General features: G+C 60.1%; 16 protein-coding genes. 4 read left to right on the top strand and 12 right to left on the bottom strand.

Annotation, left to right across the window (positions count from 1 at the left end):
* Positions 1–253: 253 nt before the first annotated feature.
* Genes DX908_RS00750 through DX908_RS00740 form a run of 3 tightly spaced genes read left to right on the top strand, consistent with a single transcriptional unit; the run spans position 254 to position 3,295 of the window.
* Positions 254–1,789, top strand: coding sequence for a phytoene desaturase (locus DX908_RS00750; protein ID WP_116392926.1), 1,536 nt, complete (start codon positions 254–256; stop codon positions 1,787–1,789).
* A gap of 4 nt (positions 1,790–1,793) precedes the next feature.
* The gene (locus DX908_RS00745; RefSeq protein WP_116390567.1) at positions 1,794–2,774 is read left to right on the top strand and encodes a phytoene/squalene synthase family protein; all 981 of its coding nucleotides are present in this window, start codon (positions 1,794–1,796) and stop codon (positions 2,772–2,774) included.
* 14 nt (positions 2,775–2,788) lie between these two features.
* On the top strand, positions 2,789–3,295 hold the full coding sequence (locus DX908_RS00740) for a sterol desaturase family protein (RefSeq protein WP_116390566.1): 507 nt from the start codon (positions 2,789–2,791) through the stop codon (positions 3,293–3,295).
* Here DX908_RS00740 and tgt read toward each other — a convergent pair.
* From tgt to DX908_RS00685, 11 genes are all read right to left on the bottom strand, one after another.
* A complete protein-coding gene (tgt, locus tag DX908_RS00735) occupies positions 3,265–4,398 on the bottom strand; it encodes a tRNA guanosine(34) transglycosylase Tgt (protein ID WP_116390565.1) in 1,134 nt (377 codons plus the stop codon). The genes DX908_RS00740 and tgt overlap by 31 nt on opposite strands.
* Entirely contained in the window at positions 4,395–5,465 is a 1,071-nt protein-coding gene (queA, locus tag DX908_RS00730; RefSeq protein ID WP_116390564.1) for a tRNA preQ1(34) S-adenosylmethionine ribosyltransferase-isomerase QueA, read from the bottom strand. Before queA ends, tgt begins: the two co-directional genes overlap by 4 nt.
* A gap of 19 nt (positions 5,466–5,484) precedes the next feature.
* Positions 5,485–6,276 (bottom strand): SDR family NAD(P)-dependent oxidoreductase, encoded by a 792-nt coding sequence (locus tag DX908_RS00725; RefSeq protein ID WP_116390563.1) that lies wholly within the window; start codon positions 6,274–6,276, stop codon positions 5,485–5,487.
* A 71-nt stretch (positions 6,277–6,347) separates the two neighbouring features.
* Positions 6,348–6,905, bottom strand: a complete 558-nt coding sequence (locus DX908_RS00720; RefSeq protein WP_116390562.1) for a DUF4167 domain-containing protein — start codon at positions 6,903–6,905, stop codon at positions 6,348–6,350.
* Positions 6,906–7,202: 297 nt separating this feature from the next.
* Positions 7,203–8,498 carry an RsmB/NOP family class I SAM-dependent RNA methyltransferase gene (locus DX908_RS00715; RefSeq protein WP_199564541.1) on the bottom strand — a complete coding sequence of 432 codons (1,296 nt, stop codon included), beginning with the start codon at positions 8,496–8,498 and terminating at the stop codon, positions 7,203–7,205.
* Between the two features lie 251 nt (positions 8,499–8,749).
* Entirely contained in the window at positions 8,750–9,688 is a 939-nt protein-coding gene (locus DX908_RS00710; RefSeq protein WP_116390560.1) for a radical SAM protein, read from the bottom strand.
* 6 nt (positions 9,689–9,694) lie between these two features.
* The gene (gene arsM / locus DX908_RS00705; protein WP_116390559.1) at positions 9,695–10,606 is read right to left on the bottom strand and encodes an arsenite methyltransferase; all 912 of its coding nucleotides are present in this window, start codon (positions 10,604–10,606) and stop codon (positions 9,695–9,697) included.
* A gap of 111 nt (positions 10,607–10,717) precedes the next feature.
* Positions 10,718–12,193 (bottom strand): IMP dehydrogenase, encoded by a 1,476-nt coding sequence (guaB, locus tag DX908_RS00700; protein WP_116390558.1) that lies wholly within the window; start codon positions 12,191–12,193, stop codon positions 10,718–10,720.
* Positions 12,194–12,215: 22 nt separating this feature from the next.
* Entirely contained in the window at positions 12,216–13,310 is a 1,095-nt protein-coding gene (locus DX908_RS00695) for a DUF2855 family protein (protein WP_158548388.1), read from the bottom strand.
* Positions 13,303–14,031: an RlmE family RNA methyltransferase gene (locus DX908_RS00690; protein WP_370339166.1), complete on the bottom strand. Its 729-nt coding sequence runs from the start codon at positions 14,029–14,031 to the stop codon at positions 13,303–13,305. The genes DX908_RS00695 and DX908_RS00690 overlap by 8 nt, the downstream gene beginning before the upstream one ends.
* A gap of 102 nt (positions 14,032–14,133) precedes the next feature.
* Positions 14,134–15,162: a Ppx/GppA phosphatase family protein gene (locus DX908_RS00685; RefSeq protein ID WP_116390555.1), complete on the bottom strand. Its 1,029-nt coding sequence runs from the start codon at positions 15,160–15,162 to the stop codon at positions 14,134–14,136.
* A 169-nt stretch (positions 15,163–15,331) separates the two neighbouring features.
* On the opposite strand from DX908_RS00685, the gene DX908_RS00680 reads away from it, so the two are divergent.
* Positions 15,332–15,793 (top strand): Lrp/AsnC family transcriptional regulator, encoded by a 462-nt coding sequence (locus DX908_RS00680; RefSeq protein ID WP_116390554.1) that lies wholly within the window; start codon positions 15,332–15,334, stop codon positions 15,791–15,793.
* 176 nt (positions 15,794–15,969) lie between these two features.
* Here the strand turns inward: DX908_RS00680 and DX908_RS00675 are convergent, their stop codons facing one another.
* On the bottom strand, positions 15,970–18,111 hold the full coding sequence (locus DX908_RS00675; RefSeq protein WP_116390553.1) for a malate synthase G: 2,142 nt from the start codon (positions 18,109–18,111) through the stop codon (positions 15,970–15,972).
* Positions 18,112–18,218: the final 107 nt, after the last annotated feature.

Here is an 18,218-nt window from a genome sequence, read left to right as displayed (position 1 = left end):
GAAGAGTGACAATTTCTTTGGACGAACACAGTGGCTCGGGACTTGTTGCCGGTAGCAATACCCTAAAGCGGCATCTGAACATTATCCATTCAATATGCCGCGAATTGATCATTTTCCGGCGCGCTTCATGAGCCAGTTCTAACGCATTCTCGGCAGCCCGCGCCAAATTGCCCCGTACCGCGCTGTTCACTTGCCATTCACGGCAGAAACCCCGTTACTGCGCGGCGATATGCGTCAGGGAGCAGGCAAGAACATGACAGCACGGCCGACAGCAGCGGTGATTGGCGGCGGATTCGGTGGCCTCGGGCTTGCCTGCCGGCTGCAGGCGGCGGGGTTCGATGTGACCCTGCTCGAGGGCCGCGAGAAGCTTGGCGGCCGAGCCTACGTCTATGAGATGGAGGGCTTCACTTTTGACGCAGGTCCCACCGTCGTCACCGATCCCTCCTGTATTGAGGAAATCTTCGAAGCCGCAGGCCGGAAACTCTCAGACTATGTCGAGCTAATCGAGGTCGACCCGCTCTATCGGCTGCATTGGGAAGACGGCAAATCTTTCGACTATTGCAAGGAAGAGGACGCCCTTCTCGACCAGATCCGGCAGATGAGCCCAGCCGATGTTGAAGGGTACAAGAAATTCTACAAATATTCCGAGGCCGTATTTGAGGAAGGCTACCGTAAGCTCGGCGCGGTGCCATTCCTGAATTTCTGGTCCATGGTGAAGGCCGCCCCGCAGCTAACCACGCTACAGGCCTTTCGCACCGTCTACGGACGGGTAGCCGATTTCGTGAAAGATGAACATCTGCGGCAGGCCTTCAGCTTTCACACCCTTCTTGTTGGCGGTGATCCGCACAAGACCTCGTCGATCTACGCCCTGATCCATGCGTTGGAGCGCAAATGGGGCGTGTGGTTCCCGCGCGGCGGGACGGGCGCCCTCATCCAGGGGCTTGGCAAGCTCTTCACCGATCTTGGCGGGGAGATCCGTCTTGGTGATCCGGCCACGGAGATTGCCACGGAAGGCAACAAGGTCAATCGCGTGACGACGAAGTCAGGCTGGACAAAGACCTTCGACACCGTCGCCTCCAATGCCGACATCGTCCACACCTATGAGAAGCTTCTTGGCGCAACCCCACGCGGGCAGCAGGCAGCCAAATCGCTTAAATCCAAACGCTTCTCCAACTCGCTGTTCGTTGCCTATTTCGGTGTCAAAAAGCAGTACCCTGAGATTGCGCATCACTCGATCCTGTTCGGACCGCGCTATCGCGAGCTGATCGCCGAGATTTTCTCCGGCCCTCGCCTGCCGGCTGATTTCTCGCTCTATCTGCATCGCCCAACGGCGACCGATCCTGCCTTGGCGCCTGACGGGTGCGATGGCTTTTATGTCCTCTCGCCGGTGCCGAACCTTGAGAAGGCTGGCATCGACTGGCGCGTGACCGGTCCCGAATACCGAGACCGGATTTTCGACTATCTCGATGAGCGCTACCTGCCGGGGCTGAAGGAAAATCTCGTCGTCAGTCACATGTTCACGCCGGAAGATTTCGTCACCGAACTCAACGCCCATGCGGGCTCCGCCTTCAGCCTTGAGCCGGTCCTGACCCAGTCTGCTTATTTCCGCATGCACAACCGTGACGATAAGCTCGAAAATATGTATTTTGTCGGGGCAGGTACGCATCCGGGAGCGGGCATCCCCGGTGTCATCGGCTCAGCCAAGGCGACGGCCGGTCTGATGATCGAGGATTTTGCGCCACCTGCGCGCGTGGAAGCGCCGAAAAGGGCGGAGACAGAGGCAGCGTAAGGGCATGGCCAGGGCCGAACACATGGGCAAGGGGCTCGACATCGCAGAGATGTCACGGGAGACCATTGCCAAAGGATCAAAGAGTTTCGCGCTCGCCTCCCTGCTCTTCCGGCCGAACATGAAGCGCTATGCGCATATGCTCTATGCGTGGTGCCGCTATTGCGATGACGTCATCGACGGGCAGAATCTCGGCTTTGCCGAGGAGACGCCGAGCGGCACACCGCACATCCCCCAGCAATCCGATCTCGATTATCTGAGGCGCAATACACTGGCCGCGATGCAGGGCGGCGAGGTTGAGGCCGTCCAGTTCGAAGCGTTGCGCACTGTCGTTGAGGCAACCGACATGCCGGACGAACATCCGCTCGACCTGTTGCGCGGCTTTGAGATGGATGTGCAGGGCCGCCGCTATGACACGCTCGAGGACACGCTCGAATATTGCTATCACGTGGCCGGCGTCGTCGGCGTGATGATGGCGATCATCATGGGCGTGAAGCCCGATGATGAGGACACGCTCAACCGCGCGGCGGATCTCGGGATTGCCTTCCAGCTCACCAATATCTGCCGCGATATCATCGATGATGCGGAGGTCGGCCGGGTCTATCTGCCCGGGGACTGGCTGCGCGCGCGCGGCGTGCCGGCCACGCCCGAGGCGCTGCTCGATAGGCAGAACCGCGAAGCGGTCTGGGATGTCGCACTGCAGGTGCTGGCTGAGGCTGACCGTTATTACCAGTCATCTGGACCCGGCGTCCGGCGCCTGCCGATCCGCGCAGGCTTCGCCGTGGCCGCCGCGCGCGGGGTCTATCGCGATATCGGCCGGGTGGTCAGAAAACGCGGCACCGAAGCATGGGATGTCCGTGCCCGGACGTCCCGGCGCCGTAAAGTGGCGCTGGCCGGGCTTGGCTGCCTGCAGGGCGCAGGGTCGAAATCCATGTTCTTCCTTCGTCTGCCGCCCCGGCCCAATCTGTGGACGCGGCACGCAACGTGACCTATCTGTAAAAGATGGAACTCGTCCTCTGGCATAAGATCGCCCTCACCCTTGGCACGGCCATCGGCATGGAGGGCGTTGCGTGGTGGGCGCATAAATATGTCATGCATGGCTGGGGTTGGGCGTGGCACAAGGACCATCACGAGCCGCATGACAATCTCTTCGAGAAGAATGATCTTTATGCGGTGGTGTTCAGCATTCTGTCGATGACGCTGTTCCTGATCGGCACATTCTGGGTCACGCCACTTTTTTATGTGGCACTCGGCATCCTGATTTACGGGATCGTTTACACCGTCTTTCATGACGGGCTGATCCATCAGCGCTATCCGTGGAAGCCGGTGCCCAAAAAGGGATATTTCAAGCGCGTTGTGCAGGCCCATAAGGTCCATCACGCGATGATCAACAAGGATGATTGCGTGAGCTTCGGCTTTGTCTTCGCGCTCGATCCGCAGAAGCTGCACAAGAAGCTGATGGCGATGAAGGCGGAACGTCAGCCTTCCGACGCAGCACCAGCAGAGTAACGCGCCCGGAACTCAGCCGCAAAAGCGGCGAAGCGGTCTTCTTCAATAGCCGTCCGCATACGGGCCATAAGCTCCTGATAGAAGGCAAGGTTATGCCAGCTCAGGAGCGTCGCGGCGAGATATTCGCCAGCACGGAATAAATGGTTGATATAGGCCTTCGAATAGTCCCGGCTCGCCGGGCAGTCGAGATCCGCATCAAGTGGGGTCCCGTCATCGACGTAAGCGGCATTTTTGATATTGATCGGCCCGTCCCAGGTGAAGGCCTGACCGTGGCGGCCCGAGCGCGTCGGCATGACGCAGTCGAACATGTCGATGCCTCGCTCAACCGCACCGACAAGATCGGGCGGTTTGCCGACCCCCATGAGATAGCGCGGGCGATCCTTTGGCAGGACGGGGGTCGTAAAATCGAGCACACGGAACATCTGCTCCTGCCCCTCGCCGACCGCGAGCCCGCCGACCGAATAGCCGGGAAAACCGATTTCCATCAGCCCCTCCGCCGAGCGCTTGCGCTGGTCCTCAAAAACCGAGCCCTGCACGATACCGAACAGCGCCTGACCGGGTTTTGACAATTTCTCGAAAGCGTCTTTCGAGCGTTTCGCCCAGCGGATCGACAGCTCTAGGCTCTCCCGCGACGCCTCTTCCGTAATCGGAAAAGGCGGGCACTCATCAAGCTGCATCTGGATATCCGCGCCAAGAAGGCACTGGATCTCAATCGAGCGTTCAGGTGTCAGCATGTGCCGCGAGCCGTCAATGTGGCTCTGGAATGAGACCCCCTCTTCGGTCAGCTTACGGAGTTTTGAGAGGGACATGACCTGAAACCCGCCAGAATCAGTCAGGATCGGCCCGTCCCACTGCATGAAATGATGAAGGCCGCCTAGCCGCGCCACGCGCTCCGCTGTGGGCCGCAGCATCAAATGATAAGTGTTGCCAAGAATGATGTCGGCACCGGTCGCTTTCACATCGCGGGTCTGCATGGCCTTCACCGTGCCCGCCGTGCCGACCGGCATGAAAGCAGGGGTCTGGATTTTGCCGCGCGGGGTCGTGATCTCGCCGCGACGGGCTTGACCGTCCGTCTTCTGAAGGTTGAAAATAAATTCGCTCATGTCGTTCGTTCCAGAAGGCAGGCATCGCCATAGGAGAAAAACCGATAGCGCTCGGCGATCGCTTCCTCATAGGCGGCAAGGATACGGGATTTGCCGGAGAAGGCACTGACAAGCATCAGCAGGGTTGATTTGGGCAAATGGAAATTGGTGATCAGCCGGTCGGCAATCCTGAAGGCATAGCCCGGCGTGATGAAAATGTCGGTTTCATCCGAGAAAGGCGCAATTTCGCGAGGGCCGCTCGAAGCGCTCTCGACCAGCCGCATGGCGGTCGTTCCGACACAAGTAATGCGCTTGCCGGAAGCCATGGCGGCATTGAGGGCGACTGCGGCAGCTTCGCTGACCTCGCCCCATTCAGAATGCATCTGATGATCTTCGATATTCTCGGCGCTGACCGGCAGGAAGGTGCCTGCTCCGACATGGAGTGTCACGCGGACGATCTGCGTGCCTCTCGCCTCGAGTTGGCTGAGCAATTCATCCGTGAAATGAAGGCCCGCCGTCGGTGCGGCAACCGAGCCTGTCTTTTCAGCAAAAACCGTCTGGTAGCGCTCACGATCCGGCGTGCCCGCCGCACGTTTACGGGCGATATAGGGCGGCAGGGGCATCTCCCCTGCCTCATCGAGCCGGGCCAGCACCTCATCGCGGCTGCCGGGGAAGGCAAGATCCGCCTCCGGCCCCTCGCGCGTAATCACGCGCGCCGTCAGCCCGGCCGGCATAAAAAGCTCATCGCTCACGGCAAGGCGCTTTGCCGGGCGGACAAAGGCCCGCCAGATGGTCTCACCATTCTCTTCACGGATGAATTTATGAAGGTTGATGTCGATGGTGACATCGCCGCCGCCACCGACTTCGCGCGCCTTGCGGATGGCTTTGAGCGCCGCCGGAAAGACCCGCGTATCATTTAGGACGAGGACATCGTCTTCGCCGAAAAGCGCTAGCAGATCGCGGAATTGGCGGTGATGGACTGGCCCGGACGCAGGCAGATGGAGCAGCCGCGAGCCGTCGCGCGCATCGGACGGTTCGAGGGCAATCAACTCTTCTGGCAGATCGTAATCGAACTCGTCCGTGCGCATAAGGTCCAGTGGCAGGCCGTTAAAGGCCGGCAGTCGAAATGGTGGTGCCCCCGTCAATCGTAATGCACTGGCCGTTCATCCAACGTCCCGCATCGGACGAAAGGAAGACAGCCGCGCCCGCGATTTCATCGGGTTCGCCAAAGCGTTTCATGGGAATGGTCTGGGTCACCGCCGCCTCGATCTTGGGATCTTTCCAGAGGGCTTCGGCAAAATAGGTTTTCACAATGCCGGGCGCGATGCAGTTGATCCGTACATTGTTCTTTCCATACTCGACCGCGAGGTTACGGGCATGAGCAAGGTCGGCCGCTTTTGAGACGCCGTACATGCCGATACCTGGTGAGCCAAGGAAGGCCGCAATCGAGGAGATGATGACAATGGCCCCGCCGCCCCGCTCCACCATCTGCGGCAGGCAGAGATGCGAGAGGAAGTGGTTCGCCTTGATGTTGCAATTGAAGATCTTGTCGATCTGCTCTTCGGTAATGTCTTTGGACGGACCAAAGGCCGGGTTCACCGCAGCATTGCAGATGAGGATATCGACCGGCCCAAGCTTTTCATTGGTCTCGGCAACGAGTTGGTCGAGCGATTCCCGGTGGGAGATGTTGCAGGCAATGGCGACAGCGGCTTCGCGCCCTTCTGCTTCATTGATGCTGTTCGCGACGACTTCGCAGGAATCGAGTTTGCGGCTGGAGATGACGACATTGGCGCCATGCTGAGCCAGACGGCGTGCAATCGCCTCGCCAATGCCGCGCGAGGCGCCAGTGACGATCGCGTTCTTGCCTTTGAGGTCGAAAAGGCTGCCTTCGAAATTCATAACCACACTCCCTATTCAATCTTGACGCCGTCCAAATAGGGGCGATGTGTCCCTAACGGCAAGGAGAATGATCAGGCGGCGGTCACGGATTCATCGGCGTCGGACCGCTTGTCATCGTCAGATGCGCCCTCGGCCTCATCTTCCGCAGTCCGGCGGGTACGGCGGCGACGCGGACGGCGCGGACGGCTTTCCTCTTCGTCGCTGGCAGCTGCCTCGCTGTCATCGGAGGACGCCTCGTCGGCTTCCTTTTCCGTGGTGGCTTTTGCCTTGGCAGCAGATTTCTTGGGGGCTTCCTGTGAAGTCGTGTCGTCGTCTGAGCTGTCAGTGCTATCGTCATCGCGCTCATTCGAGGCGGCCTGACGCTCTTCCTGCTGCTTCTCATTCGCCGCCTGCATGGCTTTCATCATGCGATAATAGTGCTCGGCGTGCTGGAGCAGGCTTTCAGCCCGGATGCGGTCGCCAGAGGATGCGGCGTCACGAGCAAGGGCTTGATATTTCTCAAAAATCTGTGCGGCGGTGCCGCGAATCTTGACGTCGGGTCCGGTGGAATCAAGCGACCGGTTGGGGTTGTTGTTCCCCCCCTGACGGCGACGGTTGTTATTGCGTCCGCGTTTGGAATTCTGCGCCATAAGCGTCGTTCACATGCTCTTTCATTGAAGCGCGTCTGGAGCCACCCCCCGATTTACACGCTGAAAACGCCCGAAGGCGCTGGGTCCCTTTGTGTTTGCGCTGACCGGGACGGCTGGGCCGCGCCCGTCACATCCGCAATACTGTCAGGCTTGAGACGAACACGAGGCTGGCAGCCGAATATTGAGCCGAAGCTCGATACACATTTGATGTCAGCGGGGAAGCGTTAGCGAACACCCTGTTCGTCTACGAGGTCTTATTTAGCCCCGATTCATTACCATTCCAACCCCTTGGCCGACTCACTTTGTGCGCGTCAGGCGGGTAATTGCGAAACCATCCGTTCCGGTTGTGGCGGGCGACAGCCGCAACGTGCCCTCTATCCCGCTTTTCGGCAGGGTTTCGAGGCCGTTGACGAGCCCCGTCTCAATCATGGCATCACGTGCGGATGAGACCATAAATTGCTGATTCTGTTGCCAGAATGCCGCGATCCGGTCTTCGTTTTCCTCCACAAAGAGCGAACAGGTGACATAGATGAGCTGCCCGCCCGGCTTCACATATTCGGCCGCAGCGGTGAGCACCTGGTCCTGTTCTTCCATGCGTTTTTCGAGCTGAGGCCGGGAAAGCCGCCATTTTGTGTCGGGTTTTCGCCGCCAAGTGCCCGAACCCGAGCATGGCGCATCGACGAAAACGACATCCATCTTGCCCTTGAGCGCGGTGAGCTTCTCCTCGCCTTCGAAGGGGCTGATGACCTGAAGGTTGCGCACCCCGGCACGGCGAGCACGGTCGAAGATCGGCGCCAGGCGACGCGCTTCGATGTCATAGGCGTGGATCTGGCCGTAATTCTTCATCAGCGCCGCAAGGGCGAGCGTCTTGCCCCCGCCCCCGGCGCAGTAATCGAGCACCTGCGCGCCCTCGACACTGCCTGCAGCAAGCGCAGCAAGCTGAGAGCCCTCATCCTGCACCTCGACCCAACCCTTCTGATAGGCGGGGTGGATATCGATGGCGGGGCCACGGGATTCCGCAGACGGCGCCGGGATGCGCAGACCCGTGAAAGACCGGGCCGAGAGCACCGCTTTTTCCGGTGAGAGCGCTTTGAGCGCGCGGTCGGTATCGGATTTGAGCGTGTTGACGCGAAGGTCGATGGGCGCGCGTTGGCTGGCTGCCGCTATCTCCGCGGAAAGATCAGGAGTCACTCGTTCCAGCAGTTCCCGCGTGAAGTCGGGGACGTCACGGAAATTGGTCTCGGGCGAGAATGGCGGTTCCTCAAGGACGGCCTTGCGGGCTTCGGACAAAGCGCCGGGGCCGTGCGGTTCCTCCGCATACGCCTCGATGATCCGTTCTTTGGGCCAGCCCCACATGTGATGAAGGGCGAGCGCAACGGCACCGCGTAAGTTCCCGCCCGCCGCCAGCAGGCTGCCCTTGCGGCGAAGGACATCGAGCGCAAGGCCGGAGATGAAGGCACGGTCTTTCGCACCGGCATAACGCGCACCGCGCGACCAGTCGGCGATACAGACCTTGAGCGGCACGCGGCGCGTCTCGAAGTCGTCCAGAATCTCGATGGCTGCCGCGATACGGCCCCCGTCACGCATGGTCATTCACCTGATGGCCGGGCCGAGGCCCGAAAAAAGCGCGTTCAAGCAGGTTTGGACGACGGACGGAAGCAAAAGCTCTGGCATGGTTGTCGGGGCTGCCGTTCCCTCTCCCCGGGAACGGGGAGAGGGACAGGGTGAGGGGTTCGTGGGCTAGTGCGCAACGGCATCATACCCTCACCCGAAACCCGCCAAGCGGGTTTCGACCTCTCCCTTGTCCTAGGGAGAGGTAAGCCCAACTCAAACATCTGTCTTGCTTAAGAACAGCTTGACCCGCCGAGGACGCAGAAAGTCGCGCACCAAGGGTGGTTGAGGGAGACCGGCTTTGAGGCTTCCTTCAGGGTCCGGCCCATCTCGAAACGCTCATCATAGGCAAGCAGCGTACAGGAAAGAACGACCGGTTCCTCCGCGCCCTTGCGATGCACGACCATGCGCGAATTGGCGCACATGATGTCGGCGGGCTTCTTGTTCAGAATACCCCAGCAGGCGGTCGTGATTTCCGGCGGATCGTCATTGGGCCGCATCTCAGCGAACAGAACGAGCTTTTTAGTGTCCGCGACATCGAGATTGACCCCGACCGATTTCATGGTCTGCCGGTAGCCTTCGCGCGCCTCGGCCTCATCCTCGCCAAAGATCGTCCGCCCGGCGATAGCCAGATTAATGCCCTGCTCGCCGATCCATTTGATGCCCTCCATGGCGCGCGCAAAGCTGCCCTCGCCTCGCTCCTCGTCATGGAGTTCCTCCGTGTAATGATCCATACTGACGCGCAGGGTCAGGCGATCCCGGCGCTCGCCGGTGACGGCCTGCAGGCCTTCCATGACGCGCGGACGCATCATCGGCTTCATCGCATTGGTCAGGACCAGCACTTCAAAGCCGCGATCAAGCGCGGCATTGATGATGTCGAGCATGTCCGGGTTCATGAAGGGCTCACCGCCCGTGATCCCGATCTCCCGCGTGCCCATCTCCTTTGCCTCATCAAGATAAGGCAGCGCATGATCAAAGCTCAGATAGATGAGCCGGTCATTCGTGGGCGTACTTTCAATATAGCAGTGCTCGCAGGCGATATTGCAAAGCGTGCCGGAATTAAGCCACAGGGTGTCGAGCCCCGTCATCGGCACCCAGGCCCGCTTCTCCCCTTTCGCTGTCGTATGGGGATGGTCGAACTTGGCCGCCGGATGGGTGCTGCCGTCTGCCATGATCGATCAGGCCGGCTTGACCGCGTAGACTTTTACCGACGCGGCATAGTCATTGAGGTCATAGGACTTCATTGTCTCGCGTAAGGAATCGTGAACATCGGTGCCTTTTGCGGCGGGTTCTGATGGTCCGCAGCAGGAGGACGCCGCTGGCTCCGGATCTTTCGGGCCACAGCAGGACGAAGTTTCAGGTTCAGCCGCCACCGGCGAGCAGCAGGCCGACTGGCCGTCAACTTCGCCATAGGCGTTAAGGTCCACCTGCGCATCGACGACCTTGATGTCGTTGAACCCGGCGGAATTCATCCCGGCGAGGAATTCTTCGGACGTGATCGCCCCGGCAATGCAGCCGACATAGGCGTCGACGCTTTCTTTCAGTTCGGCGGGCAGTTCTTTTTTCAGCGCAATATCGCTGATTGCGACCCGGCCGCCCGGCTTCAGCACCCGGAACATTTCCTTGAAGGCCGTTTCCTTGCTGGTCGTCAGGTTGATCACGCAGTTGGAGATGATGCAGTCGACCGAGCCCGCCTCAATAGGCATGTCCTCGATATCGCCAAGGACGAATTCAGCATTGGCGATGCCGGTCTTGTCCGCATTCTTGCGCGCAAGGTTGATCATGTCCTCGGTCATGTCGAGTCCGATGGCCTTGCCCGTCGCGCCCACGGCTTTGGCCGCAAGGAAGACATCGATGCCGCCACCGGAACCAAGATCGAGGACGACCTCGCCCTCACGCAGATTAGCAAGCGCCGTCGGGTTCCCGCAGGAAAGACCGAGGTTCGAGCCCTCAGGGATCGCCGCCAGCTCTTCTTCGCTATAGCCGAAGGCGGCTGCGACACGCGCCGTTCCTTCTGCATCCGCGACATCCGCGCCGCGAGCGGTTGCGCCATATAGATCTTTGACGGCAGATTTGAGCTGTTCGGACATGCTTTCCCCTTCAGGATACTCTTCCCTGATCCTGTTCGATGTTTACGACGCGTTGGTTACGCTGTCACCGACAGAAAAATTGCTACCACAGTCATGGAAACTTCCGCTGCCTCAGCTCGGCGACGGATAGTTCGGTGCTTCCCGAGTAATCGAAACGTCGTGAACGTGGCTTTCGCGAAGACCCGCATTGGTGATGCGGACGAATTTCGCGCGCTCGCGCATCTGCGGCAGCGTCGGCGCGCCAACATAGCCCATGGAGGCGCGGACGCCGCCGACAAGCTGGTGCAGGATCGGCGCAATCGGCCCTTTATAGGCGACGCGGCCCTCAATCCCTTCAGGCACGAGTTTCATCTGCTCTTTGACGTCGGCCTGGAAGTAGCGATCAGCAGAGCCGCGCGCCATGGCGCCGGTCGAGCCCATGCCGCGATAGGATTTGTACGAACGGCCCTGGAAGAGGAAAACCTCGCCCGGCGCTTCGTCCGTTCCGGCGAGCAGGCTGCCGATCATGACGGAGGATGCACCGGCGGCGAGCGCCTTTGCCATGTCACCTGAATATTTGATGCCGCCATCGGCGATGACGGGCACGCCTTCTTCATCGGCGCCGCGCACCGAGTCGATGATCGCGGTGAGCTGCGGCACGCCGACTCCGGCAACGATCCGTGTGGTGCAGATCGAGCCCGGCCCGATGCCGGTCTTGATCGCATCCGCCCCGGCGATGGCAAGAGCCTTTGCGGCTTCATAGGTCGCGACGTTCCCGGCGATCACCTGTGTTGCGTTGCTCATCTTCTTCACGCGGGTGACTTGTTCGGCAACGGAGGCCGAGTGGCCGTGCGCCGTGTCAATCACGAGGACGTCAACGCCTGCATCGACCAGCGCTTCGCAACGCTCAAAGCCTGAATCCCCGACGGTCGAGGCGGCCGCAACCCGCAGGCGCCCTTCCCCATCCTTGACCGCGAGCGGGTAGCGCTCTGACTTCATCATGTCTTTGACGGTGATGAGGCCGATACACCGGTAATCCTCATCGACGACGATCACCCGCTCAATGCGGCGGCGATGGACAATCTCGCGGACCTCTTCCTGACTAACCCCTTGCGGGACGACGGCCAGGTCATTGGAGGTCATCAGCTCACGGACGGGCTGATCGGGATTGGTGGTAAAGCGCATGTCGCGGTTGGTGAGGATACCGACAAGCTTGCCCACGCCTGCTTCGTCAGGGTTCTCAACCACGGGGAAGCCGGAAATGTTCCGTGCATCCATGATCTTCTTCGCTTCACCGACAGTCGCGTCAGGCGTCAGCGTCAACGGGTTGACGACCATGCCGCTTTCATAGCGTTTGACGCGGCGGACATGTTCGGCCTGTTCCTCAATCGAGAGGTTGCGGTGGATGACCCCGATGCCGCCATTCTGGGCCATGGCAATTGCCATCTCGGCCTCGGTCACCGTGTCCATGGCGGAGGACATGATCGGGATGTTCAGGTTGATCTCGCGGGTCAGCCGCGTCTTCACATCGACCTGGCTCGGGATGACTTCCGAAGGACCGGGCTCAAGGAGGACATCGTCAAAAGTAAGGGCATCACGGATGTTCATGCGGGGGGGCCTCCTTTTCCTATTAGCAGATATGATCAAATTGCAGAATGCCACCATGGTCGGGCGCAATGCGCCCCTCACGGACGGTATTGTAGAGTTTCTCGATAGCGTCACGATCAGCGGCACGATCGAGTTCCATCCAACCGGCGGCCTGTTTCGTCACATCGATCATCGCGGCGCGCATATCGGTGATGAACTTGCCGTCGGTTTCTTTCAGGCGCTGGTCCATATAGGTCGGCAGGAAAAAGACTTCCGAGCGCTCGGCAATCACGCCATCGATGCGCCGCTGGGCTTGTGCGTGGCTCGCGCCGACGACCGTGTGGTGGAGCATGTCATCGCCAAGATGCTGATGCACATTCGCGGTAACCACGCCATTGCCAGCAAAATCGAGGATCAGATGGCCGCGGCCTTTTTCAAGCGCCGCATAATCATCATAGGTGATGACTTCGTCATAGACGCCGATCTTTTCGACCACGGATTTATTGCGCTCGGACGTCATGCCGACGAGCTTGCCCGCAACGCCCATGGATTTGAGATAGATCGCGGTTGAGAGCGAGGTCTTGGAGGACGCCGACAGGCAGACAATGACATCCGCCCCCTGATAATCGCTGCGGCTGACCCATTCGGCCAAGCCGTAAGCGGTCGAGGCGAGCGGCGCGAACAGCGAATGATGCGGCTCCATCTCTCGGGCGTAATTTGGATCGACGGCGAGACGCTCATAATAATTGTAGGGGCCCGGCAGGCCCTGACGATGCGCCGCTCCATCTGTGAATTTATGCGGCGCGACCTTCACCGGGGTGACGGTCAGATGACTGCCCATCGGGAAATAGCCATAGATCCGTTCACCGACTTCCAATCCTTCGGCGCGGCTTTCGACGATATCGGCGAAGCCCCAGACCGGCAGGCAGCCCCAGCCTTCTTCCTCGACGGGGAAGAAACGCCAATAGCCATATTGCTCACCGACAATGCCGTAGGTGATGTTGTTCGAGGTAAAGGACGCGGTCGACAGGGCCAGCCGGACCTCGCCGTCACCGAGTGGCGGCAGCGCGCCTTCGACCCAGCGGGTTTTCGTGAATTCGTCCTTGAAGACTTCGAACCGGCACCATTGATCAGTCATCGGATCCTCCCCTGAACCCCTGCGCCACGACATACATCTCCGCCGAATCCGCACGGGACGCTTTCGGCTTGGCGTGGGAGACTTTCGAAAAATTCTTCTTCAGCCGGTCGAGCAGGGATTTCTCGCTGCCCCCCTGCAGGACCTTTGCGATGTAGACGCCGCCGGGCGCGAGCACGTCCTCTGCAAAATCGAGCGCGGACTCGGCGAGCGAAATGATGCGCATATGGTCCGTGTTCTTATGACCGGTTGTCGGGGCGGCCATGTCGGACATTACGATGTCAGCCTGCCCGCCCAGCTTTTCTTTCAGGACGTCCGGCGTGTCCTCATCGAGGAAGTCTTTCTGGAGGAGTTCCACCCCGTCTAGGGCCGGCATGTCGAGATAATCGATACCGATGACCAGCCCGCCGGGCAGCACCTTGCGGCCCGCGACCTGAGACCAGCCGCCGGGCGCGGCGCCAAGATCGACGACGCGGGCGCCGGGTTTGAGAAGGCCGTATTTCTCATCCAGCTCGATCAGCTTGTAGGCCGCGCGGCTGCGATAGCCCTCTGCCTTTGCACGGGCGACGAAAGGGTCGTTGAGCTGGCGTTTCAGCCACAGGGTCGAGGAGAGCTTGCGCCCACGGGCGGTCTTGACCTTGGCGGTCAGTTCACGCGCGGCGCGCTGGTCTGCATCTGTGGTCGGGGATTTCTTGAGGCCGCGCTTTTCCGGCTCGGCGCCCAGCGCCGTCTTCGCCAGATTGGTCCGGCGCTTTTTACCCTTTTTGGGCGGTTTTGAAGAAAAGCGGTCAGCCATATTGGCTGATGCAATAGTGCGAAGGCGCCGTCAAGCCACGCTGTTGGCGTTGCGCCATTTGGCAATCAGATCGAGGAGCAGGCCCTCGCGCAGACCTCTGTCACCAACGCGGATGCGGTCGGTGGGCCAGGCACGAAGGATGCCTTCGAGGATGGCGCAACCGCCGACAACAAGGTCTGCCCGCTCCCGCCCGATGCAGGGGCTGAGCGCCCGGTCCTCGATATACATCCGGCGCAGGAGTTCGGCCACGCGCCGAGCTTCGTCCGCCCCCATCCACAGCCCATCAACCGCGCGCCGGGAATAGGTATCGAGCCGCAGATGGACGCCCGCCATGCTGGTCACCGTGCCGGAGGTACCGATGAGGTGCGCCTCGCCCGCCGCGAAAGCCGCCTTGATGTCGTCAGGCACGTCGACCGCCTGAAGCAGCGACATCACCCGGCCCGCCAGCGTGTCATATTGCTCGGCGGTCAGCTCGACTTCGATATGGCTTTCGGCGACCGAGACGACACCCATGGGCAGGGAAACCCAGGCAACAGTCTCAAAATCGGGGTTTCCCGTTCCGTTCGGATGAATACGCAGCCAGCTCAGCTCCGTTGAACCTCCGCCAATATCAAAGACAAGAACCGCTTTCGCCGCCGGGTCGATGAGATCCGTGCAGCCCCGCACCGAGAGCGACGCCTCTTCCTCGGCGGTCACAATGTCGAATTGCAGGCCGGTTTCTTCAGCGATCCTCTCGAGGAACGTTTCGCCATTGGCCGCCGCCCGGCAGGCCTCGGTTGCGATATTTCGCATCGACAAGACCTGTCTTGCTGCGATCTTGTCGGCACAGAGCTTCAGCGCCCCGATTGTGCGATCCATCGCCGCCTCGGCCAGTTCACCACTGCGGGTCAGCCCTTCACCCAAGCGCACAATCTGCGAGAACGCATCAATGACGCGGAAACCCGCTTTCTGCGGCACAGCCACAAGAAGTCGGCAATTATTGGTTCCAAGATCGATCGCGGAAAAGGCCGGCGCCAGCTGCCGATTCGGCAGGCCATGTGTCTTTGTAGGGGCAGTCATGCGTGTCCCTTTATCTCCCCCTCGCCCGCCAGTTGTTCACAGACTAGGTAAATGACGGGCGCTACGGCAAGTCCTCACCATCTGCAATTTTCTGCTAATACTCTGTTGATGACTGACGTAAAAAAGACCAAACGAAGCAACCGGCAATGGCGCCGTCGGAGAAGCCTTGGTGAAACTCGACCAGATCGACCTGAAAATCCTTACCCACCTGCAGAGTAATGCCCGTATCACGAATGCGGAGCTGGCTGAACGGGTGGGCCTGTCCCCTACACCGTGCCTGAGACGGCTGAGGCGGCTGGAACGGGAAGGCATCATCAAGGGCTACCGAACGGATGTGGACCGCGATGTTCTCGGCCTACCCGTGACCGTGATCATCCTCGTCAAGCTCGACAAGGAAGACGAAGCCTCGCTGCGTGCCTTCGAGCAGGGCATCATCAACCGGCCGGAAGTCATGGAATGCCATCTCGTGACCGGCAAGTTCGACTATTTCATCCGTGTGGTGCTGCCGACCCTGACCGCCTATGAGACGTTCCTGTCGGAAACCCTTCTGCGGACGGATAATGTCGCCTCGATCGAGTCGAGCTTCACCCTGCGCGAAGTGACAAGGAAATCGATCCTGCCGATGCCGTGAGGCCCGGAACAAGGTTTTATCCAAAGACCCTCACCCGGCTTCGATACTCGAAGCCGACCTCTCCCAAAGGGAGAGGTGTTCAGAGCAGTTTTTCCATATCTCGAAGATAGAAAGCCGCCTCTCCCTTGGGAGAGGCCGAAGACGGACGTAAAGTCCGGCTTCGGGTGAGGGGTCTTCTATTGTGACGCCTTCAGCTTGAGCCGATAAGCATGCAGCAGCGGTTCAGTATAACCGCTTGGCTGCTCGCATCCTTCAAAGACTAGTGCCTTTGCCGCCTGATAGGCAATCGAGCCGTCAAAATCCTCTGCCATCGGACGATAGGCCGGGTCACCCGCATTCTGGGCATCGACCTTTTCCGCCATGCGCTCGAATGCGGCATTGATGTCATCCGCCGTGACGACACCGTGGCGAAGCCAGTTCGCCATATGCTGGGAGGAAATCCGTAAAGTGGCGCGGTCTTCCATGAGGCCGATATCGTGAATGTCGGGCACTTTCGAGCACCCCACCCCCTGATCGATCCAGCGGACGACATAGCCAAGGATGCCTTGGGCGTTGTTGTCGAGTTCTTCGCGAATCTCATCGGGCGACCAGTTCGTGCCACGCGACAACGGGATCGTCAGCAGATCGCGAAGGGCGGGTACGTCCTTTTCGGCCTTCTCCTTCTGGACCTCGAAAACATCGACTTTGTGATAGTGAAGCGCATGCAGTGCTGCCGCTGTCGGGCTCGGCACCCAGGCGGTGTTCGCGCCTGATTTGGGGTGGCCGATCTTCTGATCCATCATGTCATGCATGCGGTCCGGCGCGGCCCACATGCCCTTGCCGATCTGCGCCCGGCCCGAGAGCCCACATTTGAGGCCGATGGCCACATTGCGATCCTCATAGGCCTTGATCCAGTCCGTGCCCTTCATCTCCGCTTTGCGGATCATCGGTCCGGCCTCCATCGAAGTGTGCATCTCATCGCCTGTGCGGTCGAGGAATCCTGTATTGATGAAGACGATCCGGTCCCGGACGGCTTCGATACAGGCGGCAAGGTTTGCGGACGTCCGTCGCTCCTCATCCATCACACCGACTTTCAGCGTGTGGCGGGCAAGGCCAAGCAGGTCCTCGACTGCATTGAAAAGCTCATTGGTGAAGGCGCATTCGGCGGGGCCATGCATTTTCGGCTTCACGATATAGACCGACGGCTCGGTCGCGTTCCGTACACGTGACTTACCCTCAAGGTCAAAGCAGGCGATCAGCGAGGTGACGATGGCATCCATGATGCCTTCAGGGATCTCGCGGCCATCAGGCAGGAGGATCGCAGGGTTCGTCATCAGATGTCCGACATTGCGGACGAGCAGCAGCGAGCGGCCTTTCAGCGTGATCTCGCGACCTTCAGCGGATTTATACTCCCGGTCCGGATTAAGCCCGCGGGAGAGTGTCTCGCCACCCTTCTGGAAGCTCGCCTCCAGATCACCCTTCATCAGGCCGAGCCAGTTCCGGTAGGCCAGCGTCTTGTCCTCTGCATCGACGGCGGCAACTGAGTCTTCCATGTCGATGATCGTTGAGAGCGCGGCCTCAACAAGGACATCCGCGACACCGGCCATGTCGTCTTTGCCAATCGGGTGGCTCCGATCAATCACGATTTCGGCATGCAGGCCGTTATGGCTGAGCAGGATCGCCTCGGGCTTGTCAGCTGGCCCGCGATAGCCCGCAAATACCTCTGGCATCTTCAGTTCAGGATCAAGATGTCCGTCCACGACCTTGTATTCAAGGACGCTGGCATGGGAGCCTTCCGTCATCGGTGCGATCTGGTCGAGAAAGCGCTTGGCATAGGCGATGACCTTTGTGCCGCGTTTGGGATCATAGCCGGGCTTGTCATCATCATGATGCGGAATGACATCCGTACCGTAAAGCGCATCATAGAGGCTGCCCCAGCGGGCGTTAGCTGCGTTGAGCGCATAACGGGCATTGAGCACCGGCACGACAAGCTGCGGCCCGGCCATCGCGGCGAGTTCCGGGTCGACATTCTCCGTACCCACCTCGAAATCGTCAGGCTCCGGCACGAGATAACCGATTGATCTGAGAAACGCTTCGTAGGCCGCATAATCGGCCGGCTGGCCGGGATGGGCACGGTGCCAGTGATCAATCTCGGCCTGCAGCCAGTCGCGTTCAGCAAGGAGCTTGCGATTCTTTGGTGCAAAACCGGTGATGATCTCCGCCGCCCCGGCCCAGAACGCCGCCTTGTCGCGGCCAAGCCCCGCCAGCACTTCTGTCTCCAGAAAGGCGCAGAGCCCAGCATCGATCTGTAATCCGGCCCGTTCCACGCGTTCCGACATCGGCGTTCTCCCATGTTGCGCCGCAACAATTGCAGGATGCTGCGGCCAAAGGTCAATGGCTTAAGAGAGATGTTATCGCTATCGGCCCCGGAAACGGGTATGTCCGA

This window comes from Parvularcula marina, assembly GCF_003399445.1.
GTDB lineage: Bacteria > Pseudomonadota > Alphaproteobacteria > Caulobacterales > Parvularculaceae > Parvularcula > Parvularcula marina.
The sequence above is the reverse complement of the archived record's forward strand: the minus strand, read 5'-3'. Positions and strand labels throughout refer to the sequence as shown.